The organism is Nocardia goodfellowii, assembly GCF_017875645.1.
GTDB lineage: Bacteria > Actinomycetota > Actinomycetes > Mycobacteriales > Mycobacteriaceae > Nocardia > Nocardia goodfellowii.
Window position 1 is genome coordinate 748,014 of the sequence record NZ_JAGGMR010000001.1, and the last position, 24,561, is coordinate 772,574.

The following is a 24,561-nucleotide window of genomic DNA, read 5'->3' on the forward strand; positions in this document are numbered from 1 at the left end:
AGGATGTAGGCCATGACAGAAGCGCGGGTGCTGGTCGTCGACGACGAGCCGATGATCGTCGAGTTGCTCGCGGTGAGCTTGCGCTATCAGGGTTTCGAGGTGGAGACGGCGGCCGACGGAGCGCAGGCACTCGACCGGGCGCGGGTCTTCCGCCCGGACGCCCTGATCGTCGACGTCATGATGCCCGGCATGGACGGTTTCGGTCTGCTTCCGCGGCTGCGCGCCGACGGCATCGACGCGCCGGTGCTCTTCCTGACCGCCCGTGACGAGGTGCAGGACAAGGTGGCCGGGCTGACCCTGGGCGCCGACGACTACATCACCAAGCCGTTCAGCTTGGAGGAAGTGGTGGCCCGGCTACGCGTGGTGCTGCGCCGCGCGGGGCACGGCGCGCCCGAACCGGCGCGGACCCGCCTCCACTTCGAGGACATCGAACTGGATGACGACACCCATGAGGTGTGGAAGGCGGGCGAACCAGTCGCGTTGTCCCCCACCGAGTTCACGCTGCTGCGATATTTCATGGTGAACGCGGGCACGGTACTGAGCAAGCCGCGCATTCTGGATCACGTGTGGCGCTACGACTTCGGCGGCGAGGTCGGAGTGGTGGAGACCTATGTGTCGTATCTGCGCAAGAAGGTCGACACCGGCGAGCAACGCTTGATCCACACCCTGCGCGGCGTCGGCTATGTGATGCGGAAACCGCGCTGATGCCCCCCGAACTGGCATCGAAGCCGAAGTCCTACGGCGCCAAGGCGGTTCAGGCACATCCGAGCCGAATCCGGCGGGCCCGAGACGCGATCGGACGTCGCCTCGCCTCGATTCCCCTGCGCGTCACCCTGGTATTGGCCCTGGTCGCGCTCTCGGCCCTGGGGCTGCTCGCCTCCGGGGCGGCTGTCACCTCCGCGTTCGAACAATCGCTGCTCGACCAAACCGATCAGCAACTGCGCGAGGCCGGAATGTCGCGCATGACCGTCGCCCGGCCGCCCCTGCCCTTCGATCAGCGCATGCCGCCGAGCCCGTTCTACATCGTCACCGAGAATGAAAGCGGCCCAGGCACTCTCGTGCTCAAACCGTTCGATGTCGACGCCCGGCCCGACCTCACCGAGGTCCACAGCCCCCGGGCCGTGACGATCGGCTCGCTCGACGACTCACCCGTGCGATGGCGGGCCCTCAGCCTGCGCGCCGGCGACACCACGACCACGGTGGCGGTGCCGCTCACCAAGAACGCCGACACCGTCAACCGGCTCATCAAGCTGCAGTTGATGATCGGCGCGGTGGTCCTGGCCGTGCTCGCGGTCCTCGCCTACTTCGTCATCCAGCGCAGTCTGCGCCCGCTGAGCCGGGTGGAGAACATCGCCGCCGCGATCGCGCGCGGCGATCTGTTCCGCCGAGTCCCGGTGCGCGGCACCAACACCGAGGTCGATCGGCTCTCCCAATCGCTGAACGGCATGCTCGCGCAGATCCAATCGGCCTTCGCCGCCACCGAGGCGTCCGAGGCGTCGGCCCGCGAATCAGAGGCCACCATGCGCCGTTTCGTCGCCGACGCCAGCCACGAACTCCGCACGCCGATCACCACGATCCGCGGCTTCGCCGAGCTGTACCGCCAGACGGGGATGGCCGGGCACGGCGCCACAGACGACCCCGCGCGCTTCATAGATCGCATCGAGCACGAAGCCCAGCGCATGGGCCTGCTCGTCGAGGATCTGCTGATGCTGGCCCGCCTCGACGCCCAGCGCCCGCTGGAACTCGGCCCGGTCGACCTGCTCACCGTCGCCAGCGACGCCGTCCACAATGCCCGCGCGCGGGCCGCGGCGGCGGATCCGGAGGGCCCACGCCGTCCGATCGAACTCGAAATCCACTCGGGTGCGGGCACCTTGGAGATCACCGGCGACGAGATGCGGCTACGCCAGGTGCTGGCGAACCTGATCGAGAACGCGCTGACGCACACACCGCCGGAGGCTTCGGTCACCGTCCATCTCACCCCGCGGTCCGACGACGTGCTGCTCGCGGTCGCCGATACCGGCCCCGGGCTGCCCGCCGAGCAGGCGGCCCGCATCTTCGAGCGCTTCTACCGCACCGACACCTCACGCACCCGCACCAGCGGCGGTACCGGCCTGGGCCTGTCCATCGTCCAAGCCCTCGTCACCGCGCACCGGGGCACGGTGACGGTCGACAGCGTCGAGGGCGAAGGCACCACCTTCACCGTCCGGCTGCCCCGCGAGCCCGACTAGATCGGCGTGACCGCGTCCACCAGCCAGCGCTCGCCGGCCTTGTCCAGGGTGACGCGCACGCGGCTGCCGGTGGTGGTGCCCTGCGGGCTGTCCTTGCTGGTGGTGATCTGATTCAGGAACAGCAGCACCACGGCGTGCTCCGGGTCGGCCGAGACGACGCCGCCGGCCTGGGCGGTGGCGCGGACGGTGAGCTGCTTGTCCTTGGCGCCCGGGGCGATGGCCTGGCTGATCAGCTTCAGGTAGTCCTCGCGGAACTTGGGCGAGAGGGCCTCGGCGGCCTTCGGCAGCTCCTGGTCGACGGTGTTGAAGTCGTAGGTGAACATGGCCGACACCGAACGGCTCGCCACATCGACGACCTCGGTGCGGGATTGTTCGGCGCGCTGGTCGTCCCAGTAGCGGTAGCCGTTGATGCCCATGACGACCAGCGACGCGGCCACCAGCACTCCGGCGACGGCGGCGGCGATCAAGCCGCGCGTTCCGAGTTTTCTCATGCCACGAACTCCACATTCGACGCGGACATCCCGGAATCCGTGCGGTTCACGGTGATCCGGAACCGATAGAACCGGGTCTGCGGCTCGGTCGAGCCCGCGTTGGTCAGGGTCTGCTTGGCGGCCACCAGCACGGTCGCCGAGTTCTCGTCGTCGCGTACCAGCGCGGCCTCGATGATCTCTCCGTTGGAGACGACCTTGGCCTGCTGCACGATCTGCAGGAACGGGTCGACCCGGCCGTCGAACTCGGTCTTGAATTTGCCCGAGGCGGTGGCCAGGATCCGGTCGACGTCTTCCTTGGCGGAGTCGGCGCGGATGGTGGTCAGGTTCAGCACCGCCTGGCGGGCGGCCTGCACGTACTCGGTGCGGCGGTCCTCGCGCACCGAATTGTTGTGGGTCAGATAGACCGAGACACCGGCGCCGGCCATCAGGGCCAGGACCAGCACCGCGCAGGCGGCCAGGGCCACGATCCGCCCGGCTCCCGGCTTGCCGGTGGACTCCGGTGCTTCCAGGGAGTCGGCGGCGTCCGGGGCGGTGGCGGCTCGCACCACCGTGGGCGCGTCGGCGGCGGTCTGGTCCGATTTCTTGGTGAGCGCCACTTTCTCGGTGACCTGCTCGGTGGTAGCTGCGGGCTGGGCCGCGGCGGCCGTGACAACGACGGGACTTTTCACCGTGACCTCGCCGGCCGCGGTCTCTTCGACCGGAGGCCCCGCTGGACGGCCCGCCCGGCGGCGCGTGCGGTGGTTCTCGCCGTTGTTCTGGGTCATCGTTGCTGCTCCTCGAACATTGCCTGCCAGCTCGACGGAATCGCGCCCGATCCGCCGGGCCCGACATCGCCTTGACGGTAGGTTCGACCGTCGGTACCGATGTACACCCCGGTGTCCGGGTCGTAGCTTCGGGCTGCCGCGGGTGTCTCGCCACCATAGGACGCCGGTGCGACCGGAGTCACGTCCGGGTTTTGCGGCTCGGTTGCGGGCTGCGGCGGAGCGTCCGCACCGAAGGCCGGGTTGGTGCCCTCCGGCGAGTAGCCCGTCCGGCACAGTTCGGGGGTCGGCGCACGTCGCCCGGGGAACTCGGCGCACGGCGTGTTGCGGATGCCGCGGACGCTGATCGGTGAATCCTGCGGCACCTTGCAGTACAGGCCGGGCGGAGTATCGGTGAACGACATGTCGGCCGGCGAACGCCGCTGGTCCGCGGGCAGGAAGCCGGTGGTGCAGGCGGGCGGATCATTGACCACCGCTTGGAAATTCACCATCGCGCCGTATTTGGACGGTCCGCGGATGATGGTCTTGAGTGCCGCGATCAGCGGCGGGAATACCACCAGGATCTGTTCCAGCCCAGCGTGATACGTCACACCGACCTGGCCGAGGCTGACCAGGTTGTTCAGCAGCAGCGGCAGCGTCGGACGCAGCGACTCGAACTGCGCGCTCACCGTCTGCATGGCCGACGGCCCATCACGCAAGATACTGCGCAGCGCCGGATCATGTTGGCGCAGTTGATCGGTCACGGTCGCGAGATCCTGGGTCCAGGAGCGGATCGCGGCGTCGGATTCGATCTGGGTGTCCAGCAGCGGGCCGATCTGATCGAGCAGCTTCTTGGTCGGTTCCGCGCTGTTGTTCGCCTCCTGGATCAGCAGCGCCGCCGAATCGAGGAACCGCTGCAGATCCGGCCCCGCGCCGTTGAACGCGTGGAACGCCTCGTCGATGACCTGCCGCAGCCGGGTGTCGGCGACGGTGGACAGCAGCTTGTCGGTCTGGTCCAGCAGTGCCCCGACATCCTGCGGCAGCCGGGTCCGATCCTGTGCGATCACCGCGCCGTCTGACAGGTTGCCGCCCTTGGGATCGTCCGCCGGCACCAGGTCGACGTACTGCTCACCGATCGCGGACACGCTGCGCACCCACGCCACCACGTCGAGCGGGATCTTCTGGTCGCTGTCGATGGACAGTTTCGCCTCGACCCCGTCCGGGGTGAGCACGACCTGTTCCACCTTGCCGACGTTCGTGCCGCGGAAGGCGACGTTCGCGGTCTCGTAGAGCCCGCCGGTCGCGGCGAGCCGGACCGTCACGTCGTAGCGGCCGATGCCGAGCATGGCCGGCACCTGCACATACACCCCGCCCATGACCACCAGCCCGACCACGGTGAGTACGGCGAAGATGGTCAGCTGGATCCGGACGAACCGCGTCAGGGTCATCGTGCACCTCCCTGGGGGACGGTATCCGCCGGAGCCTGCGTAGGCGGCGGGGCGGGTGAGCTGAGCGGCGCCGGGTTTTCCAGCGGCACGGTCAGGCCGGGGATCGCGGGCAGCCCCGGAATCGAGGGCAGGCCGGGAATGGACGGAGCCGGTGCCGCGGGCGCGGGCGTGGCCAGCGGCGCGGTGGCCGGATTGCCGCCGTCGGTGGCCGTGCTGGGGGCGAAGCTACCGACCACGCCTTCCGGACCACCGAACCGGCCGCCGAGCGGCGTACCGGAGAGCCAGTTGGCGTCCAGTCGCTTGCCGGTCAGGTCCACGGTGATCCACAGGTTCAGGTAGTCGCCCTTGATCGCCTTGGTGATGTTCTTCATCGGGAAGGGGAAGGTCGGCAGGATCTTCAGCGCCTCGATGAGGTTGGTGCCGGTATCGGCGAGCGTGTTCAGAATCGGTGCGAGGTTGGCGAGGTTGGTCTTCAGGTCCTCGCCGCTGGCGTCGACGATCCGGTCGGCCACATCGCTCAGATCACCGAGCGCGGTGACCGCGTCGGTGATGCTGCGCGTGCGGTCGGCCAGCACGGTGAGCGCCGGATGGATCTCGTCGATCGCCTTGCCGATGACATCGCGCTGCTCGGCCAGCTGACCGCCCAGGTAGTCCAGGCCCTCCATCGCCCTGATGATGTCGGCGGTCTGCTGGTTCAGTCCGGTGGTCAGCGTGTTCAACTGCGGCAGCAGGTCGCGGATATCGTTCTCGCGTCCGTGCAGCGCCGTATTGAGCTCGCGGGTAATGGTTTCCAGTTGCGAGATGCCGCCGCCGTTGAGCACCACCGACAGCGAGGACAGCACCTGCTCGGTGGTGGGGTAGGCCCCGGCTCGCTCCAGCGGAATGACGTCCCCGGCCTTCAGCCGGCCCACCGGCGCCGCCTCAGTCGGCTCGGCCAGCTCGAGGTGATTGCTGCCGAGCAAACTGGTCTGCCCGATCTTGGCCACCGCGTTGGCGGGCAGGTGGACATCGGGATGCAACGCGACGGTGACCAGCGCGTGCCAGCCCTCCACCGTGATCTCGGTGACGGTCCCGACCACCACATCCGAGACGCGCACCGGCGAATTCCGGGTCAGGGTGGTGACATTCGGCATCTGGATGCGCACTTCGTAGGCGTTCTCGGCGACCTCGGCGCCGGGCAGCGGCATCGAATTCAGTCCGTCCCACTCGCAACCAGAGACCGTCAGCGTCACCGCGACGCCGAGCGCGAGCGCGATGCCGCGTCTGCGCGATTTGCCGATCATCGCGTTCCTCCTGGAATGGCAAGGCCGGCCACGTCACTGGGGACCGAGACCTCGGGCGCGGCCGCACCGGCCAGACTCGGCGGGCTGTAGACGAGCTGGTCCGGGAAGGCGTGCACGCCGGTGGCCGGGTTGGTCAGGATCGGCGCGTAGTTCATGGCGACCGAGCTGATCACCGGCGCGACCATCTGCGCGCAGAGTTCGGCGCTGCGCCGGGAATCGTTGTCCTCGAGCGCGTCGATCGAGCCGCACAACCAGCTCATCGGATCGGCGGGCTGGTTCAGCGCCAGCGCGCCGCCGAGCGTGCCCTGGGCGGGGCTGTAGATCTGATAGAAGTTCACCAGCGCGGTGGGCCCGGAATGCAGCACCCGCTCGATCTCGGGTCGCTTGTCCAGCAGGATCTGGGTGACATCGGCGAGCCGGGACACGCCCTCGGTGAGTTCGCTGCCACTGCCCTCGATGAACCGCTGCACATCGGCCAGTGCGACATCCAGATTGTCCAGTCCCGCACCGAGATCGGCGGACGTGTCGGCCAGGACGTCGGAGACCGAAGCCAACCGCCCGCCGAACTGCACGATCTGCTCGTTGCTGGCCGAAAGCACCTCGACGAACTTCTGCAGGTTGCGGATGGTGCCGAAAAGATCGGTGCGGCCGTCGGACAGCGTGGTCAGCGTCGCGGACAGCTCACGCAGGGTGTCGCGGAACTTCTGCCCGTTGCCGTCGATATTGTCGGCGGCGGTATTGACGAACCGCCCGAACGACCCCTGGGAGTCGTCGCCGACCGGGCCCAAAGCCGTGGTCAACTTGGCCAATTCGGCCTTGATGTCATCCCATTCGACCGGCACCGCGGTGCGCTCGATCGGGATCGCGGCATTGTCGGCGAGTTTCGGCCCGCCGGTGTAGGCGGGCGCCAGCTGAATGAACCGGGCCGACACCAGTGACGGCGAGATGATCACCGCTTTCGCGTCGGCGGGAACATCGATACCGCGATTCAGGGTGATCTCGACCTTGACCTGGTCCCGGCCGGGCTCGATCTTGTCGATCCGGCCCACCTCGACGCCGAGCACCCGCACCTCATCGCCCTCGTACAGGCCATTGGTGGACGGGAAGTAGGCGGTGAGGTTGGTTTTGCCGATCCGATCGACACCGTTGTACACCCCGACCACGACCAGCGCCGCGACCAGCGCACCGGCAGTCATCAGCACCCAGCGCGGCAGCTTCGCGATCTTGTTCTGCCGGGGGACGACAGCCGTCGGAGCCTGCGGAGACGGCGGGGCGGGTGAGCTCTGCGTCATCGCGGCGGATCCTCTTCTGACGGGCGGATGGTGGTGAACGGGTTCGGGTCGAGGAACATCTTGCGGAGATCCTCCGGCAGGTGCTGCGGCCAGGTGATCGAGTCCGAAAGGATCTGCAGGGCGGGCGAATTCAGATTCACGGCGTAGGCGTTGAACCACGGACCGCTGCCGACCTGCTCGCCGAGCGCGGCCGCGTAGGGCCCCAGATTGTCCATCGCGTCATACAGGTTCTGCTTGTTGCGCTCGAGCACCCCCAGCACCGAATTCAGCCGGTCCAGCGTGTTCTTCAACTGCGGCTCGTTGTCGTTGACCAATCCGGTCAGCTGCTGGGCGATCCCGTTGACGTTGACGATCAGCTGGCCGATGGCGGCGCGGCGCCGGTCCAGCTCGCCGAGCAGATTGTTGCCGTCGAGCAGCAGCGCGTTGATCTGATTGCCGCGGTCGGCCAGGACCTTGGTGACGCTCTGGGCCCGGGTGAGCAGTTGGGTCAACGCCTCGTCGCGAGTGTTGATGCTGCGCGACAATGCCGTAACTCCGTCCAACGCGGATCGCAGCGGCGCCGGGGTGTCGGCGAAGGTCTCGGAGAGGGCGTCCAGCGTCTTGTCGACCTGCTGCATATCCAGGCCCTGCACCGTCGCGCCCAGCTCGCTCAGCGCGTCGTTGAGCGAATACGGCGACGTGGTGCGCTCCAGCGGAATCGTGTCCTCTTTGCGCAACGCTCCGTGGCCGGTCGGCGTGACCTCCAGCGACTTGCGCCCGAGCACCGTGTTCGTCTTGATCGCGGCGGAAGTCTTGTCCCCCAGCACGATCGCCTCGTCGAGACTGAACTTGACCAGCACCTTCGCGCCGTCCAGTTCCACCTTGTCGACCTGGCCGGAGCGCACACCCGCGACCTGTACCGCGTCGCCCGGCACCAGCCCGCCCGCGTCCGCGAAGTAGGCGGTGAAGTTCGCGCCGCCCCGGATAAACGGCAGCTGGGTGAACTGCAACGCGGTCAGCGAGATACACAGCGCCACCACGATGCCGACCACACCGATGGTGATCGCCGGTGACTTCTGCGGGACGGCGGGAGGCGCGGCCGCCGAAGCGGATGAGTTCTGTGTGTCAGCCATCAGACGAGCACCTCCCCGTATCCTGCCCACCGGGCAGGGACATCTCGATCGGCCTGCCGTCCGGTCCGTCCACGAGCAACCAGGTTCCGCAGATGTAGAGCTGCAGGAACGAGCCGTACGCGCCGATCCGGATCAGCTTCTTGTAGGTTTCGGGCAGGCGCTCGAGCACCCACTGCAGGGTGTCCTGGCCGTTGTCCAGGTTGGTGGACAACCGTCCGAGCCCGTTGATGGTCCCGGCCAGGTCCGGCCGGGCCTGGGCGAGCAGGTCGGTCAGGTCACCGGTGGCGCCGGCGATCCGTGGGATCGCGTCGCCGATCGGATCCTTGTTCTCGGCCAAACCGGTGATCAGGCGCTGCAATTCGTCGAGTGTGGTGGCGAATTGATCACCGCGCTGATCGATGGTCGCGAGCACCGTGTTCAGGTTGTTGATCACGTTGCCGATCAGTTGGTCGCGCTCGGACAGCGTCTTGGCGAACGAGCCGCCGCTGTTCAGCAGCGAGACCAGCGTGCCGCCCTGGCCTTGGAAGATATGCAGCAGCGCGTTGGTCAGATCGTTGACCTGACCCGGATCCAGCCCGCGCAGCAGTGGTTTGAACCCGCCGAGCAGCATGTCCAGATCCAGGGCGGGCGCGGTCTTCTCCTTGCCGATGGTGCCGCCCTCGCGCAGGGTTTCCGCGTCGCCCGGCCCCTCCCGCAGTTCCAGGTAGCGATCGCCGACCAGGTTTTCGTATTTGATCGTCGCGCGGGTGCTGGTGAGCAATCGGTGGCGCCGGTCCACATCGAACTCGACGTGGGCGAGGTTGTCCTTGCCGACCTTCACCTCGGTGACCGAGCCGACCGGTACGCCGGCGATGCGGACCTTCGCGCCGGGCAGCATGCCCGAGGAACTGGTGAACACCGCGTGGTAGGCGTATTCGCGCGAGAAACGCATCTGGCTGAACACGACCACCAGCCCGGCGAAGATCAGCGTCATCACCAGCGTGAAGATCGTCAGTTTGACTGTCGTGGCGGTGTTTTTCACAGCTTGGGGACCCCCGGCAGACCAGAGAAGAGGATTTGCAGGACCTTGGGCGGGTTGTCGTGCAGCCGCAGCGGCGTCGCGTTCGGCACGAACGGCGCGCCCGCGCTGGTGTCGGTGACGACGTAGTCGGCATGGCTGTCCGGCGCCCGGTTCGTCACGCCCGAGCAATGCGGTCCGCCGGTGGCGTTCACCTTCGGCAGGTCGTCCGGGTAGGTGTAGGGCTTGGACCCCATCTGGAAGTTGGTGTTCATGCCGACGCCGTCGTACATGCCGCCGAAGATCTCCTCGGCCAGCGGCATCAGTTCGCCGATGCCGTTGATCAAGCATTCGGTGCCCGAGTTGTAGTCGTAGAGCAACTGCACGGTCGGGGTCATCAGGTCCAGCGCCGTGATCAGGCGGGTTTCGTTCTCGCGCAGCACCGAACCGGTGGTGTCGGCCAGGCCGATCACGTTGGTCAGCAGCTCGTCGACGTTGCCGGCTTCCTCGGCGAAGGTGCGGCTGGTCGTGGTGGCGTTGTTCATCACGGCCAGGAAGTCCTGGGCGGTGTCGCCGTAGATCCCGGTCACCTCGGCGGTCTTGCCCAGATCCTGTTGCAGGGTGGGCAGATACGGGTTGACCGGGTCGCGCAGGTAGGAGTTGCTGGTGCTCAGCAGCTCGCCCAGTTGCTGTCCACGACCCTGCAGCGCGGTACCCAGCGCCGCCATGGTCGCGTTCAGCTTGTCCGGCTCCACCTTGGCCAGCAGATCGGACAGGTGCTGGAACAGGGTGTTGAATTCGACCGTCACCTTCGACGCGGCGATGCTCGCGCCGGGCTTCAGCGCGGTCTTCGACGGCTGTTCCGGGACAATGAAATTGACGTACTTGGCGCCGAACACCGTGGTGGAGCGAATGTCCACGCCCGCGTTGTCGGGCACCAGCTTCAGCTGGTCGGGATCGATCTCCAGGCTCAGCCGGGCCGACTCGGCGGAGTGCTCGACCGAGGCGACCCGTCCGATCTCGACGCCGCGCACCTTCACCTTGGCGTCGGTGTCGAGCACCAGGCCGCTGCGCGGCGCGGTCACGGTGATGGTCTCGGTCGAGGTGAACCCGCCGACGAACATGACCATCGCCACCGCGACGAGGGCGGCCAGCGTGAGCACCATTGCGGCGCCGGCCAATTTGAGCTTCATCGTTCGTATACCGCTTATCCGGAGAGGTGGAAGTTGCCGGAGGTGCCGTAGATGGCCAGCGACACCAGCAGGGTCACCGTGACCACCGCGACCAGCGAGGCGCGCACCGCGTTGCCGACCGCGATGCCGACGCCCACCGGGCCGCCCGCGGCCGTAAAGCCGTAGTAGGTGTGAATCATCATGACCGCCAGGGCCATCAAGATGGCCTGCGCGAACGACCACAGGATGTCGCTCGGGATCAGGAAGGTCGAGAAGTAGTGGTCGTAGACGCCGGCGGACTGCCCGTAGATGACCACGGTGGCGAACCGCGCGGCCAGGAAGGACGCGATCACCGCGAGCGCGTACAGCGGAATGATCGCGATCATCCCGGCCAGCACCCGGGTGCCGACCAGGTACGGCACCGGCCGGATGGCCATGGTCTCGAGCGCGTCGATCTCCTCGGAGACCCGCATGGCGCCCAGCTGCGCGGTCGAACCCGCGCCGATGGTGGCCGCCAGGCCGATTCCGGAGATCACCGGCGCCGCGATGCGCACATTGATGAACGCGGAGAAGAAGCCGGTCAGCGCCTCGACGCCGATATTGCCGAGCGAGCTGTAGCCCTGCACCGCGATGGTGCCGCCGGCGAACAGCGTGAGGAATCCGACGATCACCACGGTGCCGCCGATCACCGCCAAAGCGCCTGTGCCCATGCTGATCTCGGCGATCAGGCGGATGGTCTCGGTGCGGTAGTGCAGCAGCGCGCGCGGCAGCGAGGCCACCGTCTCGCCATAGAACATCGCCTGCTTGCCGATCGAGTCCAGCGAGTCCGACATGCGCCGGACGCGACGCGTCGCCTTCGGGAACCGGGAACTGATTACGAAAGCCACCGGATCACCGCGCCGCGAACTTGATACCGACCGCGGTCGCGACGACGTTCACCACGAACAACGCCATGAACGCGAAGACGACGGTCTGGTTCACCGCGTCACCGACGCTCTTGGGTCCACCTTTGACGTTCAATCCGAGATAACAGGCGACCAGTCCGGCGATCAGCCCGAACAGCCCGGCCTTCACCTCGGAGATGATCAGCTCGGGCAGATGGGTCAGCAGGGTGATGCCGTTGACGAAGGAACCGGGGTTGACGTCCTGCAGATACACCGAGAACAGGAATCCGCCGACGATGCCGATGGTGCACACCAGGCTGTTCAGCAGCAGGGCCACGAACATCGAGGCCAGGACCCGCGGCACCACGAGTCGGTGGATCGGGTCGATGCCGAGCACCTTCATGGCGTCGATTTCTTCGCGAATGGTGCGGGCTCCCAGGTCCGCGCAGACCGCGGTAGCGCCCGCGCCGGCCACGATCAGCACGGTGACCATCGGGCCGATCTGCGTGACGGCGCCGAAGGCCGCGCCCGCTCCGCTGAGGTCGGCGGCGCCGATCTCACGAAGCAGGATGTTCAGCGTGAAGCTCACCAGTACGGTGAACGGAATCGCGACCAGCAGGGTCGGCACAATCGAGACGCGCGCGATGAACCAGGACTGATCGATGAACTCACGCGCTTGGAAGGGCCTGCGGATGCTCGCTCGGGCGACGTCGGCGACAAGTTCGAAGAACCCCCCGACTGCCCGCAACGGCACGGCAAGGACCTCGTTCATACGCGATCCTCCTTGCTCAACGTGCTCGTATTGCTGACGGCACGGCCCCACCCAGGAGCCGCGTCGCTCGGAATGATTAGAACATGTTCACCTAGCGGGCGTCAGGTTTTGGCCACTATTGAACTGCACTTATCCCCTGAATCAGCCTATGTATTTGCAACGTGTGTCAGTTTTGCTGGCTTAAGGCCTTGTGAGCCGTCACACACACCGACACCCATGTCTAACAAAGTCGAGTGCGGTGATCAACAATTGGTCAGTTGATCAGGTAGGGCGGCCGGTCAGCCCAACTCGCTCAGTGCCGGGCCCGCGGAAAAGGTCTGGTCGGCCGGGCGGTCGGCGAAGTAGCCGCCGAGAGTCGAAGCCAGATCGCCGGCACTCCATTCGGCACCGTCGGCGTCGAAGCGCTGCTCCACCACCGGCGCGGCCATGAGCGCGACCATCGGCCCGTAGACCACGAACAACTGACCGCTCACCTGCTCGGACGCGGGCGAAGCCAAGAAGGCGACCAGGCGGGCCACATGCTCGGGCGCGAGCGGGTCCACCGACCCTTCCGGAGCGTCGGAGAACACGGCCGCGGTCATCGCGGTCCGCGCGCGGGGGGCGATCGCGTTGGCGCGCACGCCATATTGGGCCAGGGCCCGCGCGGCCGTCAGCGTCAGCGCGGTGATACCGGCCTTGGCGGCGCCGTAGTTCGCCTGGCCCGCCGGACCCAGCAGACCCGCCTCCGAGGAGGTGTTGATCAACCGGCCGTAGATCGGCGCGCCCGCCGCCTTCGACTCGGCGCGCCAGTAGGCCGCGGCATTGCGGGTCAGCAGGAAGTGCCCGCGCAGGTGCACGGCGATCACCGCGTCGAATTCCTCGTCGGACATGTTGAACAACATCTTGTCCCGGGTGATGCCCGCGTTGTTCACCACGATGTCGACGCCGCCGAAGGAATCCGCCGCGGTCCGAATCAACGCGTCGGCGGTGCTCCGCTCGGCGATGCTGCCCGCGACGAACTCCGCCTTCGCGCCCAAAGCCCGGATTTCGCCGAGGGTTTCGGCTACCGCGTCGCTCTCGGCGAGATCATTGACCACCACCGAGGCGCCCGCGGCCGCCAAGGCGAGCGCCTCGGCCTTACCCAATCCGGCACCGGAACCGGTGACGATAGCTACCTTGCCGGCCAACTCGAGTTCAGTCACGGGCCGACTCTAGAACGTGTTCCTGTTAGCTGGCAAGCATCGGTCAGATGAGCTTGAGCGCCGCCTTCGGGCATTGCGCGACCGCGTCCTTGACATCCTCGAGCTGCTCGGCCGGGATGTCGTCCACCAGGACGTGCAGCTGATCCTCGTCATCGAGTTCGAACACGTCGGGGGCGAATCCGACGCAAATCCCGTTGGCCTCGCACTGGTCGAAATCGACTGCGACCTTCATGGTTACTCCTTCACTCGAGCCTCGCCGGAAGCCTACAAGCGATGGCGGCGGGCTGTGCCGGCATCGATCGGATTCCGAATCCAATACTGGAACATGTTTCAGTCGATATGCAATCATCGGTCTTACTCGATTCGAACGAAGGCGGAGGTAATGCCATGCGCATTGCGTACACGCAGCAGCAGGAGGAGCTTCGCGCCGAACTGCGCGACTACTTCGCGCGGCTGATCACACCGGAGCGCCGGGCGGCGCTGAGCTCCACCACCGGTGAGTACGGCGAAGGCAATGTCTACCGCGAAGTGGTCCAGCAGATGGGCAAGGACGGCTGGCTCACCATGGCCTGGCCGAAAGAATACGGCGGCCAGGACCGGACCACCATGGATCAGCTGATCTTCACCGACGAAGCCGCCATCGCCGGCGCTCCGGTGCCGTTCCTGACCATCAACTCGGTCGCGCCGACGATCATGCACTACGGCACCGAGGAGCAGAAGAAGTTCTTCCTGCCGAAGATCGCCGCGGGCGAATTGCATTTCGCCATCGGCTATTCCGAGCCGGGCTCGGGCACCGACCTGGCCAGCCTGCGCACCTCCGCCGTGCGCGACGGCGACGAGTACGTCATCAACGGCCAGAAGATGTGGACCAGCCTCATCGCCTACGCCGACTACGTATGGCTGGCCGTGCGCACCGACCCGGCCGCCAAGAAGCACAAGGGCATCAGCATGCTCATCGTGCCGACCACCGCCGAGGGCTTCTCCTGGACACCCGTGCACACCATGGCCGGCCCCGACACCAGCGCCACCTACTACCAGGACGTGCGCGTACCGGTGAGCGCGCTGGTCGGCCCGGAGAACGGCGGCTGGTCGCTGGTCACCAACCAGCTGAACCACGAGCGCGTCGCGCTGACCTCCGCCGGTCCGCTGCTGGTCGCGCTGAACCAGACCATCGAATGGGCCCGGGATACCAAGGCCGCCAACGGTAATCGCGTCATCGACCAGGAGTGGGTGCAGATCAACCTGGCCAAGGTGTACGCCAAGGCGGAATACCTGAAGCTGCTCAACTGGCAGGTCGCCAGCGGCGCCGACCACGGCGGCGAGGCCGCGCCCAAGATGTGGGACGCCTCCACCTGCAAGGTCTACGGCACCGAACTCGCGACCGAGGCCTACCGTCTGCTCATGGAAGTGCTCGGTCCCCAGGCCTATCTGCGCCAGGACTCCCCCGGCGCCGAACTGCGCGGCCGGCTGGAGCGCTTCCACCGGGCCGCTCTCATCCTGACCTTCGGCGGCGGCACCAACGAAGTCCAGCGCGACATCATCGCGATGACCGCGCTGCGCCAGCCCGCCTCGGCGCGCTGAGACACGGCGCTGCTCCGCATCGCGAATCGTGGCCCGGATGGGCCCCTCAGAACAGGTGAACACCAATGGATTTCACTCCTACCGAAGCGCAGAACGACCTGGCGGGCCTGACCGCCGAGGTGTGCGGCAAGTTGATCACCGCCGACCGCCTGCGCGAACTCGACGCCGAAGGCCGTTACGACGGGGCGCTGTGGAACTCGCTCGCCGAGACCGGCATTCTGGCGGCGGCGCTGCCGGAGGCCCTGGGCGGCGGCGGTTTCGGCATTCTGGAACAGACCGCGGTGCTGCGCGAACTCGGCAAAGCCGTGGCGGCGGTGCCGTATCTGTCCTCCATCGTGATCGGTGCGGGCGCGCTGGCCGCGTACGGTTCCGCGGCACAGCGGGAATGGGCCGGTAAGGCCGCGACCGGCGAGGTCGTGCTGACCGCCGCGCTGTCCGAGGTACACAACTGGGAGCCCGCCGAACCCGCCACCGTGGCCCGCGAAGCGGACGGCGGCTGGCGACTGGCCGGCCACAAGACCACCGTGCCCTACGCCGATCGCGCCGCGCGAATCCTGGTGCCCGCCAGCGTTTCCGGCACTCCCGCGGTGTTCCTGGTCGACCCGTCCGACGACTCGGTGGAACTGACCGCGCAGCGCGTCGTCGATCTCAGCGCCGAGTTCGAAGTCGAATTGCACGACACCCCAGCGGAATTGATCGGCACGGTCGAGTCCGGCGCGGAGATCCTGGACTGGATCCTCAGCCGCGCCTGGACCGGCCTGGCAGCACAGCAGCTCGGCACCCTGGAGAGGGCGCTGGAACTGGTTGCCGACTACGCCCGCGAACGCGAGCAGTTCGGCAAGCCCATCGGCGCCTTCCAGGCCGTCGCGCAGCGCCTCGCCGACGCCTACATCGACATCCAGGGCCTGCGCCTGGCGGTCACCCAGGCTGCCTGGCGGCTGTCCGAGGGACTGCCCAGCACCGAAGCGGTGCACACCGCCAAGTTCTGGGCCGCCGACGCCGGTCACCGCGTCGCGCACACCGTCGTCCACGTGCACGGCGGCGTCGGCATCGACCGTGACCACATCGTGCACAATTACTTCACGGCGGCCAAGCACAATGAATTCGCGCTGGGCGGCGGCACGGACCACCTCCGCGCGATCGGCGCGGCGCTGGCCGCATCGGCCTGATCGTTCGAAACCCGAGCGGCCCGGCGGTTTCCACCGCCGGGCCGCTGTCGTTGCTACATCCGGGAATGCACCGGCGGCAGCCAGCGGCGCTCGTATCCGAGCCGCCGGGCGAGCCGGGCGAGACTGCCGAAAACCGCGCGCTGCAATCCGGCCGGGATACCGCCGAGATAGCCGTCCTGGTAATCCCACAACAGCGCCAGCGCGAGCGGATCGCGCGGCACGCCGCCCTTGGTGGTCTTCCCGGCGGCATCCAGCGCCTGCCAGAGCCGGAACATCTCCCAGTGCCGCAGCGGTGGGCGGATCTCGTGGTCGATGATCGTGCCCGGTTCCTCGCTCCAGAACTCGTGCACCACGCCCGCGGCGGCTTCCGCCGAATCACCCTGTTCCGCGGCAACTTCGGTGCCGTCGATGCGAAAGCGCAGCCGCCCGCGCCGCACCGTCCAGCGTTCGGCGAGCACGGGATGCCAATGCGGCCCGGCCTGCCGTCCCGCCTCGGGGAGCACGTGCTCGAGCCGCAGGTAGCGACCGCGCTCATCCGCGCCTTCTTCGACGAAGGTGACGCGATGGCCATTGCGGAATGTCAGGCTCGGGCTGTTCATGCCTCCAATATGAAGGTAGCCTTCCTATTGTGTCAATAGACCCGTCCGCCACCTTGTTGAAGCTGCTCGTCCAGACCACCCGAGCCTTCGAGCAGGAGCTCAACAGCCGGTTACGCGCCGAATCGCATGGCGACCTGCGCCCCGCCCACTACGCGGTCTTCCGCTACCTCGACCCCGCGGGTTCGCGCGTCACCACCCTTGCCGAGGCCGCGGGCATGACACAGCAGTCGATGGGCGAGTTGATCACCCACCTGGAGCGTTGCGGATATGTCGAGCGTCGCGTCGATCCCGCCGATCGGCGCGGTCGCTTGGTCGTCCTCACCGAGTCCGGTCACGCCGTCCTCCGGGTGGCCGCCGGGCACATTCGGTCGATCGAGGAGCAGCTCCGTCGCGCCCTCGGCGCCGAGGGTCTCGTCGACCTCCGCGAACTCCTCGCCCGTTCCGGCGAAAGCCTCACCGCCATCGGTGATTCCGTCCGCACGCCCTAACGGAATCCGTCGACCGGCTGCGATGTCCGGGAGGTCGCATCGCCCCGGACGTCACAACTAGCCGGGCCGCGAGGTCAAATAACCCTGCAGCGTCGGACCGATGTCGGCGACGATCCGATCCGGAGTCATCGCCAGCACCGGGGGCAACCGGAGAACGTAGCGACAGAGGGCGAGACCGAGGAGCTGGCTGGCGACGAGCCCACTGCGCCGGGGCGCGTCCGCGGGGTCGCCGTAGCGCAGGACAGCGGGCAGAACCTGCTCGGCGAACACCGCGCGGGCGCGATCGGCGAGCGCGTCGTCGGTGATCGCGGTACGGAGCAGCGTGAGCATGACCTCGTTGCCCGGCGGCTCCTCCCAGATCGCGAGGAAGCGGCGAATGAGCAAGTCGCCCAGGGTTTCCGGGTCGGCGGCCGACAGGTCGGGCAGTTCCAGGGAGATGTCGACGGCGGCGGCGAAGAGGCCGTCCTTGTTGCCGTAGTACCGCATCACCATGGACGGGTCGATACCGGCGTCGGCCGCGATGGCACGCACGGTCGCCTTGCGGAAGCCTTCGGCGGCGAACCGCGCCCGCGCGGCCTCGAGAATCTTGGCGCGGGTGGCATCCGAGCGACGCGCGGGGGTCTGATCAGGCTCGTCAGTCATGTCAACGAGTGTATGCCAACAACTGTTGACTTCAGCGGTCGCGAGGGCCTACAGTTCAAGTCAACAAGCGTTGGCAAACAGATGTTGACTTTAGGAGTTCATCGTGAACACCACCCCGCTCCCCCGGACCACCACCATCGCCATCGTGGGCGCCGGTCCGGCCGGTCTCACCGCCGCGATCACCCTCGCCGACGCGGGGATCGATTTCGTCCTCCTGGATCGACTCGCGCAGGGCGCCAACACTTCTCGCGCCGCCGTGGTGCATGCCCGGACGCTGGAGGTGCTCGCGGAGCTCGGCCTCGACACGGAGTTGATCCCCCGCGGGATCCAGGTGCCGATCTTCCGCGTGCACGACGGAGCGCGGACGCTGGCCAAGATTCAGTTCGGCGGGCTACCCACCGCGTACCCCTACACCCTGATGGTGCCGCAGGACACCACCGAGGAAGTGCTGCTGGAGCGGCTGCACCGGGCGGGCGGACAAGTGCACCGGCCCTACCAGGTAACCCGGATCACCGACGAAAATGACGGCGTCACAATCGAATACACCGATGCTGTCGGTGTCGCGGGGACCATCCGGGCCGACTACGTGATCGGCGCGGACGGCATGCACAGCGTCGTCCGCGACCAGGCGGGCATCGGCTTCACCGGCGCCGCCTACCCGGAATCGTTCGTCCTGGCCGACGTCCGGATGACCTGGCCGATCGCCAGGGACGAAGTCGCGCTGCATCTTTCGCCGGAGGGCGTCACCGTCGTGGCTCCGCTCCCCGATGCCGATCAGCCCGACCGCTACCGGGTGGTGGCCACCCTGGACGACGCTCCGGAGCATCCCACGGTCGCCGACATCCAGACGATCCTCGACACCCGCGGCCCCGGCGGCGACGTGAAAGTCACCGAGGTGCTGTGGAGCTCGCGCTTCCGGGTGCATCACCGGGTAGCCGACCGGTACCGCGCGGGCCGCATCCTGCTCGCCGGTGACGCCGCCCATGTGCACAGCCCCGCCGGCGGCCAGGGCATGAACACCGGCATCCAGGACGCCGCTTTCCTCGGCCCGCTGCTGGCTCGCGTCGTCCGGGGCGAGCCCGAGACGCTCCTCGATACCTACGAAACCACCCGCCGCCCGGTCGCTCTGGAGGTAGTCGCCTTCACCGACCGGATGACGCGGATGGCCACCCTGCGCCCCCGCCCGGCCCGCCTGCTCCGCAACACCGTGCTGTCGCTGGCCACCCGCATCCCCGCGGTTCGCACCCGGCTGGCGTTTCGCATCGCCGAACTCCAGACCCGTTGACTTCGGCACACCCTCGGCCCGCAGGACCTGATCCCGCGGGCCGAAGCTATGTCCAACTCCTACTGCGCGGCGATTTCCGCGGGGTGCCGGTAGCCCTTACCGAAGTTGACGGCCCGCTGCGCGTTCGACAGCGCCGTCACCAGACAGGTGCCGAACGCGCCGCGACGATCGAACAGGGTCGCGCTGCCGACGGCGACGCCGTCCGCGCTGAGGTGATTGTCGGCCTCGAGACCGATTTCCAGGCCCTCGGCCGGGCGGGCCAGCGCGATGGTGAGATCGGCGTTGATGAACCCGACGCCTTCGGTCCCCCAATTGGTCAGCAGGCTGGTCGATTCCCCGATGACGGCCGCGCCCACGAAGGGGGACGGCACCTCGCCCAGGACCGCGGCCAGCGGTGTCTGCCACATCTTCTTGTGGCCCTCGTTCTGATGGTCACTGATGCGATTGGTCCAGCCGTCGGGCCGGTCGCTGCTGTTCCACCACGGAACGGTCGGGCCCTCGGCGGGTGGGACATCGGGCGGCTGCGGAGCCTCGGCCCGGGTCCACCGCTCGCCCGGCGGCTGCTCGGAGAGCTTCAGGAAGACCGCACTGGCCCGCGCCATGTCCTGGCCGTCCTGCCGTAAGATCGCGTCGGCGACCACGATTCGATTGCCTTGCCGGACCAGCTCGGTCACCACGGTGGCGGTCTGCTTCAGCGGCGGCCGGAACATGTCGACCGTGAGCCGGGACGGCAGGAAGCCCTCGGGGCAGTACTGGTTCTCCAGTTCCCGGGCCAGCAGGCCACACACCGCCGGGCCGTTGATCATGGTGGGCGACCAGGCGCTCTGCGCGAACGGCAGCGGTTCGAAACCAGCCGAGGTGGCCTCGAAGAAGGCCAGGGGCGGCATCTCTTCCATTCAGATCTCCAGTTCCGGGCAGCGAAAAGCCGAAAGGGCCGCCGCTCACGCGACAGCCCTTGGCCGGTGATACTTAGCCGAACTTACTTGCTGCCCGCATCGGCATGCTCGTCGGCCGGTCGCGACTCGGTCTGCTCCTTGGCCCAGCGGTAGTCCGGCTTACCGGCCGGCGACCGCTTGATCTCGTCGACGAACCACAGGCTGCGCGGCAGCTTGTAGGCCGAGATCTCCTTGTTCAGGATCGGGCGCAGGTCCTCGAGCGTCGGGCGCTGGTCGCCGCGACACTGCACGACCGCCGAAACGCGTTGTCCCCAGCGCTCGTCCGGCACGCCTACGACCAGAGCGTCGAAGATGTCCGGGTGCATCTTCAGCGCACCCTCCACCTCTTCGGGATAGATCTTCTCGCCCCCGCTGTTGATGCTGACCGAACCGCGGCCCAGCATGGTGACGGTGCCGTCCTCCTCCACCCGGGCGTAATCGCCGGGAATGGAATAGCGGATCCCGTTGAACTCCTTGAACGTCGCCTTGGTCTTGGCCTCGTCGCCGTAATAACCGAGCGGGATGTGTCCCTTGCGCGCGATGAAGCCGATTTCGCCCGAGCCCGGCCGCACCGGATTGCCCTCGTCGTCGAGCACCTCGGTGGAGGCGTCGATCTTCACGCGCGGGCCGCCGGTGTGGGTCTGCCCCTTGGTGACCACGGCCAGACCGCCGAAACCGGTCTCCGAGGAGCCGATCGAGTCGGTGATCATGGTGTTCGGCAGCTCTTCCATGAACTGGTCCTTGAGCGTGGGCGAGAACAGCGCCGCGCTCGAGGCCATCGCCCACAGCGTCGAATGCTGGTAGGGCGCACCGGTTTCCGGATTGCCCTGCTTCAGCGCGTCCAGCATGGGCCGGGCCATGGCGTCACCCGTGATGAAGATCAGGTTCACGTTGTGCTGATCGATGGCCTGCCAGACGCCGTGTCCGCTGAACTCCGGCAGCATGATCGCCTTGCCGCCGTCGAAAAGCGAGTGGAAGACCGCGCACTGCGAGCCGCCGTGGATCAGCGGCGGAATCGGGTAGCGCACCAGTTGGTTGTTGCCCGCGCCGGTCTTGGCCTGCTGCCACTCGTCCTCGATGCGATCACCGGTGACGAAGTTGATGCCGCCGCCGAGTACCCGCCACCAGTCCTCCTGACGCCACATCACGCCCTTGGGCATGCCGGTGGTGCCGCCGGTGTAGAGCATGAAGATGTCGTCCCCGGAGCGTTCGCCGAAGTCGCGCGCACCGGAGGACTCCGCCAGCACCGTGGCGAAATCCACGGAATCGGCTGCGGTCTCGATCGTTCCGGTCGTATCGTCGTCGAGGACGATGACGGTTCCCAGCTTGGGGGTGTTCGACCGGACCGCGGCCACCTTGTCGCTGTAGCGGCGCTCGTGAATCAGCGCGACCATGTCCGAATTGTCGAAGATGTATTGCAACTCGTTCTCGACGTATCGGAAGTTCACGTTGATCAACACCGCGCGCGCCTTGAAGACCGCGACCATGGCGATCACGGCCTCGATGGTGTTGCGCGAGTAGAGACCCACCTTGTCACCCTGCTGGACACCATGTTCCAGCAGGTAGTGGGCCAGTTTATTGGCTTGCTCCTCCAGCTGCGCGTAAGTCACCTCGCGGACGTCGTCGACCAGCGCGACGCGATCCGGCATGAGGTCGATGGCGTGTTCGACAAGGTCCGCTATGTTGTAGCTCACAGCCCTAAAATAGAACGTGTTACTGTTCCTGGCAAGCACGAAAGTCAGGAGATTTCCATGCCGGATTGCCTCGTCGAGAAGCGCGATCACGTTCTCATCGTCACGATGAATCGCCCCGAGGCTCGCAATGCCCTGTCCGCCGAGATGATGGCGATCATGCGCGACGCCTGGGACCAGGTCGACAACGACCCGGACATCCGGACGGCCATCCTCACCGGCGCGGGCGGCGCGTTCTGCGCGGGCATGGATCTCAAGGCGATGAGCGCCAACCATCCGGGCGACAACGAGTCCAGTTTCGACCCCGCCAATCTCCCCGCTCTGCTCAAGGGCCGTCGCCTGACCAAGCCGCTGATCGCGGCGGTAGAGGGCGCGGCCATCGCCGGCGGCACCGAGATCCTGCAAGGCACCGATATCCGGGTGGCGGCCCAGAGCGCGAAATTCGGCGTCTCCGAGGCGCGCTGGGGCCTGTTCCCGCTCGGCGGGTCGGCGGTACGCCTGGTGCGCCAGATTCCCTACACCGTCGCCGCCGAGATCCTGCTGACCGGCCGGCACATCACCGCCGCCGAGGCCAAGGAGTACGGGCTGGTCGGGCACGTGGTGCCGGACGGCACCGCGCTGGACAAGGCGCTGGAATTGGCCCAGCAGATCGCGAACAACGGTCCACTCGCGGTGCAGGCGATCCTGCGCACCCTCCGGGAAACCGAGGCGATGCACGAGCTGGACGCTTTCCAGATCGAAGCGAAGATCGGCATGTCGGTGTTCCGGTCCGCGGACGCCAAGGAAGGCCCGAAGGCCTTCGCCGAGAAGCGCAAGCCGAACTTCACCGGCAAGTAGAACGACTGCGCCCCAGCCCTTTCCGGGCTGAGGCACAGTGCCGCGCTCAGGCGGGAACCGGCTGATAGTCCATGAAGAACGGCTCCCACTGGTGCCCGTCGGGATCGATGAAGGTGCGGCCGTGCATGCCGACCTGGGCCTCCTGCGCCCGCTTGTCCGCGTTGACCTCCTCGGTCCCGCCCGCGGCGACGGCCGCGTCGGCCAGCGCGTCGACTTCCTGTGCGCTGGCCAGCGAGAGCGCGTAGGCGGCCGCGGTGGCGGCGACCGTATCGGCGATCGGCCGCTTGCTGAACGTCGTGAAGAAATTCTTGGTCAGCAGCATCAGCAGGATGTTGTCGTCGACCACGATGCAGGCGGCGTTCTCATCGGTGAAATCGGCATTCACCTTCCAGCCCAGCGCCTCGTAGAAGGCCTTGGACCGGTTCAGATCGTCGACCGGAAGGTTGATGAAAATCATCTTGCTGCTCATGGTTTCGTCCTCTCGAGCGCGTCAGCGGGTTCACAGATGAAGACGGCCGCCCGTACCGGAATTCATCGCTGTTTTCACGATCGTTCGCGAAGGCAAAGATCCTGCGCCGATCAATGATCTTGAAACCGCTGGTGGGGGCGCCGGAAGGCGGTCCGCTTCGGACAAATTGCCCTCTGGGACTTGTCGGTGGGCTGTGGCAGGGTGACACCCATGAACGACTCGGCCAGATCCGCAACCCTCACTCCCGACGTGCTCGCGTCGTTCGAGGGACACCGGCGGGAGTTATGCGCCTACGCCTACCGCATGCTCGGTTCGTCCTTCGAAGCCGAGGATGCCGTCCAGGAGACCTTCACCCGCGCCTGGAAGTCCTACGACTCGTTCGAGGGCCGCGCCAGTCTGCGCTCCTGGCTGTACCGGATCGCCACCAATGTCTGTCTGGACATGCTCGACGGTCCGCAGCGCCGGGCACGCCCGATGGATCTCAACGGCCCCGGCAGCCCCGATTCCCCGCTGCCGCCGCCGCAACCCGACTATGTCTGGATCGAGCCGATCCCGAACGCCCTGGCCTTCGGTGCCGATCCGGCCGAGCACGCCTCCACCAAGGACACCCTGCGCCTGGCCTTCGTCGCCGCCTGTCAGCACCTGCCGGCCACCCAGCGCGCCATCCTGATCATGCGCGAGGTGCTGCGTTTCTCGGCCAACGAGACAGCCGAGGCCCTCACCATGTCCCCCGCCTCGGTGAACAGCGCTTTGCAGCGCGCCCGCGCCACCATGTCGAAAGTGCAGCCCAGCGATTTCGACGACTTCGACGAGTCCGACGAGAACCAGCGCAAGCTCGTCGACAATTTCGTCTCCGCCTTCGAGGCCTACGATATGGACGCGCTCACCACCCTGCTGAAAGCCGATGTGGCGCTGTCCATGCCGCCGTTCGACCTGTGGGTCTCCGGCCCCGCCAATGTCGCCGAGTTCATGCTCGGCACCGGCAGCGCGTGCAAGGGCTCCAAGATGATCCGGCTGGAAGGCGCCAACGGCCACGCCGCCTTCGGCCACTACAAGCCGAGCGAGGAACCGGGCGTCTACGTTCCGTGGTCGATCACGGTGCTGGAACTCGACGGTGAGACCATCGCCGGGCTCAATTTCTTCCTCGACACCGACAAGCTGTTCCCGCTCTTCGACCTGCCGATGGAGCTGCGCGAAAGCGCCTGAGTCAGCACAGGTTACGGAATCCGCCCCCTGTCCCGGCTCGGGACAGAGGGCGGATTCCT

25 protein-coding genes are annotated in these 24,561 nt (G+C 67.2%); 8 read left to right on the top strand and 17 right to left on the bottom strand.

The window, feature by feature from the left end; translation table 11 throughout:
• Positions 1 to 12: 12 nt before the first annotated feature.
• Together BJ987_RS02940 and BJ987_RS02945 are read left to right on the top strand one after the other, a co-directional pair.
• Positions 13 to 705 (top strand): response regulator transcription factor, encoded by a 693-nt coding sequence (locus BJ987_RS02940; RefSeq protein WP_209884422.1) that lies wholly within the window; start codon positions 13 to 15, stop codon positions 703 to 705.
• Positions 705 to 2,228 (top strand): sensor histidine kinase, encoded by a 1,524-nt coding sequence (locus tag BJ987_RS02945; protein ID WP_209884424.1) that lies wholly within the window; start codon positions 705 to 707, stop codon positions 2,226 to 2,228. The genes BJ987_RS02940 and BJ987_RS02945 overlap by 1 nt, the downstream gene beginning before the upstream one ends.
• On the opposite strand, the gene BJ987_RS02950 is transcribed toward BJ987_RS02945, so the two are convergent.
• From BJ987_RS02950 to BJ987_RS03005, 12 genes are all read right to left on the bottom strand, one after another.
• A complete protein-coding gene (locus tag BJ987_RS02950; RefSeq protein ID WP_209884425.1) occupies positions 2,225 to 2,719 on the bottom strand; it encodes an Rv1363c family protein in 495 nt (164 codons plus the stop codon). The two genes, BJ987_RS02945 and BJ987_RS02950, sit on opposite strands and share 4 nt — an antisense overlap.
• Positions 2,716 to 3,483: an Rv1363c family protein gene (locus BJ987_RS02955; RefSeq protein WP_209884427.1), complete on the bottom strand. Its 768-nt coding sequence runs from the start codon at positions 3,481 to 3,483 to the stop codon at positions 2,716 to 2,718. Before BJ987_RS02955 ends, BJ987_RS02950 begins: the two co-directional genes overlap by 4 nt.
• Complete coding sequence (locus tag BJ987_RS02960) at positions 3,480 to 4,907, bottom strand: MCE family protein (RefSeq protein WP_209884428.1); 1,428 nt, start codon at positions 4,905 to 4,907, stop codon at positions 3,480 to 3,482. Before BJ987_RS02960 ends, BJ987_RS02955 begins: the two co-directional genes overlap by 4 nt.
• Positions 4,904 to 6,190 carry an MCE family protein gene (locus BJ987_RS02965; protein ID WP_209884430.1) on the bottom strand — a complete coding sequence of 429 codons (1,287 nt, stop codon included), beginning with the start codon at positions 6,188 to 6,190 and terminating at the stop codon, positions 4,904 to 4,906. The genes BJ987_RS02960 and BJ987_RS02965 overlap by 4 nt, the downstream gene beginning before the upstream one ends.
• A complete protein-coding gene (locus BJ987_RS02970; protein WP_245366444.1) occupies positions 6,187 to 7,386 on the bottom strand; it encodes an MCE family protein in 1,200 nt (399 codons plus the stop codon). Before BJ987_RS02970 ends, BJ987_RS02965 begins: the two co-directional genes overlap by 4 nt.
• 92 nt (positions 7,387 to 7,478) lie before the next feature.
• The gene (locus tag BJ987_RS02975; RefSeq protein WP_209884434.1) at positions 7,479 to 8,594 is read right to left on the bottom strand and encodes an MCE family protein; all 1,116 of its coding nucleotides are present in this window, start codon (positions 8,592 to 8,594) and stop codon (positions 7,479 to 7,481) included.
• Entirely contained in the window at positions 8,587 to 9,615 is a 1,029-nt protein-coding gene (locus BJ987_RS02980) for an MCE family protein (protein WP_209884436.1), read from the bottom strand. Before BJ987_RS02980 ends, BJ987_RS02975 begins: the two co-directional genes overlap by 8 nt.
• Positions 9,612 to 10,784 carry an MCE family protein gene (locus tag BJ987_RS02985; RefSeq protein ID WP_209884439.1) on the bottom strand — a complete coding sequence of 391 codons (1,173 nt, stop codon included), beginning with the start codon at positions 10,782 to 10,784 and terminating at the stop codon, positions 9,612 to 9,614. The genes BJ987_RS02980 and BJ987_RS02985 overlap by 4 nt, the downstream gene beginning before the upstream one ends.
• Before the next feature lie 14 nt (positions 10,785 to 10,798).
• Positions 10,799 to 11,596: an MlaE family ABC transporter permease gene (locus BJ987_RS02990; RefSeq protein WP_245366446.1), complete on the bottom strand. Its 798-nt coding sequence runs from the start codon at positions 11,594 to 11,596 to the stop codon at positions 10,799 to 10,801.
• Positions 11,597 to 11,654: 58 nt separating this feature from the next.
• Positions 11,655 to 12,419 (bottom strand): MlaE family ABC transporter permease, encoded by a 765-nt coding sequence (locus BJ987_RS02995; protein WP_209884442.1) that lies wholly within the window; start codon positions 12,417 to 12,419, stop codon positions 11,655 to 11,657.
• Between the two features lie 278 nt (positions 12,420 to 12,697).
• Complete coding sequence (locus tag BJ987_RS03000; RefSeq protein WP_307869437.1) at positions 12,698 to 13,600, bottom strand: 3-oxoacyl-ACP reductase; 903 nt, start codon at positions 13,598 to 13,600, stop codon at positions 12,698 to 12,700.
• Between the two features lie 43 nt (positions 13,601 to 13,643).
• Positions 13,644 to 13,832 (bottom strand): ferredoxin, encoded by a 189-nt coding sequence (locus BJ987_RS03005; protein WP_209884444.1) that lies wholly within the window; start codon positions 13,830 to 13,832, stop codon positions 13,644 to 13,646.
• Between the two features lie 155 nt (positions 13,833 to 13,987).
• Between BJ987_RS03005 and BJ987_RS03010 the strand changes: the two genes are divergently transcribed.
• Positions 13,988 to 15,181 (top strand): acyl-CoA dehydrogenase family protein, encoded by a 1,194-nt coding sequence (locus BJ987_RS03010; RefSeq protein ID WP_209884446.1) that lies wholly within the window; start codon positions 13,988 to 13,990, stop codon positions 15,179 to 15,181.
• Positions 15,182 to 15,246: 65 nt separating this feature from the next.
• Positions 15,247 to 16,350 (top strand): acyl-CoA dehydrogenase family protein, encoded by a 1,104-nt coding sequence (locus BJ987_RS03015; protein WP_209884448.1) that lies wholly within the window; start codon positions 15,247 to 15,249, stop codon positions 16,348 to 16,350.
• Positions 16,351 to 16,403: 53 nt separating this feature from the next.
• Here BJ987_RS03015 and BJ987_RS03020 read toward each other — a convergent pair whose 3' ends face one another.
• Positions 16,404 to 16,949, bottom strand: coding sequence for a cupin domain-containing protein (locus BJ987_RS03020; protein WP_209884450.1), 546 nt, complete (start codon positions 16,947 to 16,949; stop codon positions 16,404 to 16,406).
• A gap of 29 nt (positions 16,950 to 16,978) precedes the next feature.
• Here BJ987_RS03020 and BJ987_RS03025 point away from each other — a divergent pair, with 29 nt between their 5' ends.
• The gene (locus BJ987_RS03025) at positions 16,979 to 17,437 is read left to right on the top strand and encodes a MarR family winged helix-turn-helix transcriptional regulator (protein WP_209884452.1); all 459 of its coding nucleotides are present in this window, start codon (positions 16,979 to 16,981) and stop codon (positions 17,435 to 17,437) included.
• A gap of 57 nt (positions 17,438 to 17,494) precedes the next feature.
• Here BJ987_RS03025 and BJ987_RS03030 read toward each other — a convergent pair whose 3' ends face one another.
• Positions 17,495 to 18,079: a TetR/AcrR family transcriptional regulator gene (locus BJ987_RS03030; protein ID WP_209884453.1), complete on the bottom strand. Its 585-nt coding sequence runs from the start codon at positions 18,077 to 18,079 to the stop codon at positions 17,495 to 17,497.
• Between the two features lie 103 nt (positions 18,080 to 18,182).
• Here BJ987_RS03030 and BJ987_RS03035 point away from each other — a divergent pair, with 103 nt between their 5' ends.
• Complete coding sequence (locus BJ987_RS03035) at positions 18,183 to 19,364, top strand: FAD-dependent oxidoreductase (protein ID WP_209884455.1); 1,182 nt, start codon at positions 18,183 to 18,185, stop codon at positions 19,362 to 19,364.
• A 59-nt stretch (positions 19,365 to 19,423) separates the two neighbouring features.
• Here BJ987_RS03035 and BJ987_RS03040 read toward each other — a convergent pair whose 3' ends face one another.
• Both BJ987_RS03040 and BJ987_RS03045 read right to left on the bottom strand, forming a co-directional pair.
• The gene (locus BJ987_RS03040) at positions 19,424 to 20,260 is read right to left on the bottom strand and encodes an acyl-CoA thioesterase domain-containing protein (RefSeq protein ID WP_245365792.1); all 837 of its coding nucleotides are present in this window, start codon (positions 20,258 to 20,260) and stop codon (positions 19,424 to 19,426) included.
• A gap of 83 nt (positions 20,261 to 20,343) precedes the next feature.
• Complete coding sequence (locus tag BJ987_RS03045) at positions 20,344 to 21,993, bottom strand: acyl-CoA synthetase (RefSeq protein WP_209897772.1); 1,650 nt, start codon at positions 21,991 to 21,993, stop codon at positions 20,344 to 20,346.
• A 57-nt stretch (positions 21,994 to 22,050) separates the two neighbouring features.
• On the opposite strand from BJ987_RS03045, the gene BJ987_RS03050 reads away from it, so the two are divergent.
• A complete protein-coding gene (locus tag BJ987_RS03050) occupies positions 22,051 to 22,827 on the top strand; it encodes a crotonase/enoyl-CoA hydratase family protein (protein ID WP_209884457.1) in 777 nt (258 codons plus the stop codon).
• Positions 22,828 to 22,873: 46 nt separating this feature from the next.
• Here BJ987_RS03050 and BJ987_RS03055 read toward each other — a convergent pair whose 3' ends face one another.
• Complete coding sequence (locus BJ987_RS03055) at positions 22,874 to 23,296, bottom strand: VOC family protein (RefSeq protein WP_209884459.1); 423 nt, start codon at positions 23,294 to 23,296, stop codon at positions 22,874 to 22,876.
• A 210-nt stretch (positions 23,297 to 23,506) separates the two neighbouring features.
• Between BJ987_RS03055 and BJ987_RS03060 the strand changes: the two genes are divergently transcribed.
• Positions 23,507 to 24,502 carry a sigma-70 family RNA polymerase sigma factor gene (locus BJ987_RS03060; protein ID WP_209884461.1) on the top strand — a complete coding sequence of 332 codons (996 nt, stop codon included), beginning with the start codon at positions 23,507 to 23,509 and terminating at the stop codon, positions 24,500 to 24,502.
• Positions 24,503 to 24,561 lie beyond the last annotated feature (59 nt).

Coding starts and splice junctions, on each gene's coding strand:
- BJ987_RS02940 (WP_209884422.1), top strand. CDS start 13: ATGACAGAAGCGCGGGTGCTGGTCGTCGACGACGAGCCGATGATCGTC.
- BJ987_RS02945 (WP_209884424.1), top strand. CDS start 705: ATGCCCCCCGAACTGGCATCGAAGCCGAAGTCCTACGGCGCCAAGGCG.
- BJ987_RS02950 (WP_209884425.1), bottom strand. CDS start 2,719: ATGAGAAAACTCGGAACGCGCGGCTTGATCGCCGCCGCCGTCGCCGGA.
- BJ987_RS02955 (WP_209884427.1), bottom strand. CDS start 3,483: ATGACCCAGAACAACGGCGAGAACCACCGCACGCGCCGCCGGGCGGGC.
- BJ987_RS02960 (WP_209884428.1), bottom strand. CDS start 4,907: ATGACCCTGACGCGGTTCGTCCGGATCCAGCTGACCATCTTCGCCGTA.
- BJ987_RS02965 (WP_209884430.1), bottom strand. CDS start 6,190: ATGATCGGCAAATCGCGCAGACGCGGCATCGCGCTCGCGCTCGGCGTC.
- BJ987_RS02970 (WP_245366444.1), bottom strand. CDS start 7,386: ATGACTGCCGGTGCGCTGGTCGCGGCGCTGGTCGTGGTCGGGGTGTAC.
- BJ987_RS02975 (WP_209884434.1), bottom strand. CDS start 8,594: ATGGCTGACACACAGAACTCATCCGCTTCGGCGGCCGCGCCTCCCGCC.
- BJ987_RS02985 (WP_209884439.1), bottom strand. CDS start 10,784: ATGAAGCTCAAATTGGCCGGCGCCGCAATGGTGCTCACGCTGGCCGCC.
- BJ987_RS02990 (WP_245366446.1), bottom strand. CDS start 11,596: ATGTCGGACTCGCTGGACTCGATCGGCAAGCAGGCGATGTTCTATGGC.
- BJ987_RS02995 (WP_209884442.1), bottom strand. CDS start 12,419: ATGAACGAGGTCCTTGCCGTGCCGTTGCGGGCAGTCGGGGGGTTCTTC.
- BJ987_RS03005 (WP_209884444.1), bottom strand. CDS start 13,832: ATGAAGGTCGCAGTCGATTTCGACCAGTGCGAGGCCAACGGGATTTGC.
- BJ987_RS03010 (WP_209884446.1), top strand. CDS start 13,988: ATGCGCATTGCGTACACGCAGCAGCAGGAGGAGCTTCGCGCCGAACTG.
- BJ987_RS03015 (WP_209884448.1), top strand. CDS start 15,247: ATGGATTTCACTCCTACCGAAGCGCAGAACGACCTGGCGGGCCTGACC.
- BJ987_RS03020 (WP_209884450.1), bottom strand. CDS start 16,949: ATGAACAGCCCGAGCCTGACATTCCGCAATGGCCATCGCGTCACCTTC.
- BJ987_RS03030 (WP_209884453.1), bottom strand. CDS start 18,079: ATGACTGACGAGCCTGATCAGACCCCCGCGCGTCGCTCGGATGCCACC.
- BJ987_RS03040 (WP_245365792.1), bottom strand. CDS start 20,260: ATGGAAGAGATGCCGCCCCTGGCCTTCTTCGAGGCCACCTCGGCTGGT.
- BJ987_RS03050 (WP_209884457.1), top strand. CDS start 22,051: ATGCCGGATTGCCTCGTCGAGAAGCGCGATCACGTTCTCATCGTCACG.
- BJ987_RS03055 (WP_209884459.1), bottom strand. CDS start 23,296: ATGAGCAGCAAGATGATTTTCATCAACCTTCCGGTCGACGATCTGAAC.
- BJ987_RS03060 (WP_209884461.1), top strand. CDS start 23,507: ATGAACGACTCGGCCAGATCCGCAACCCTCACTCCCGACGTGCTCGCG.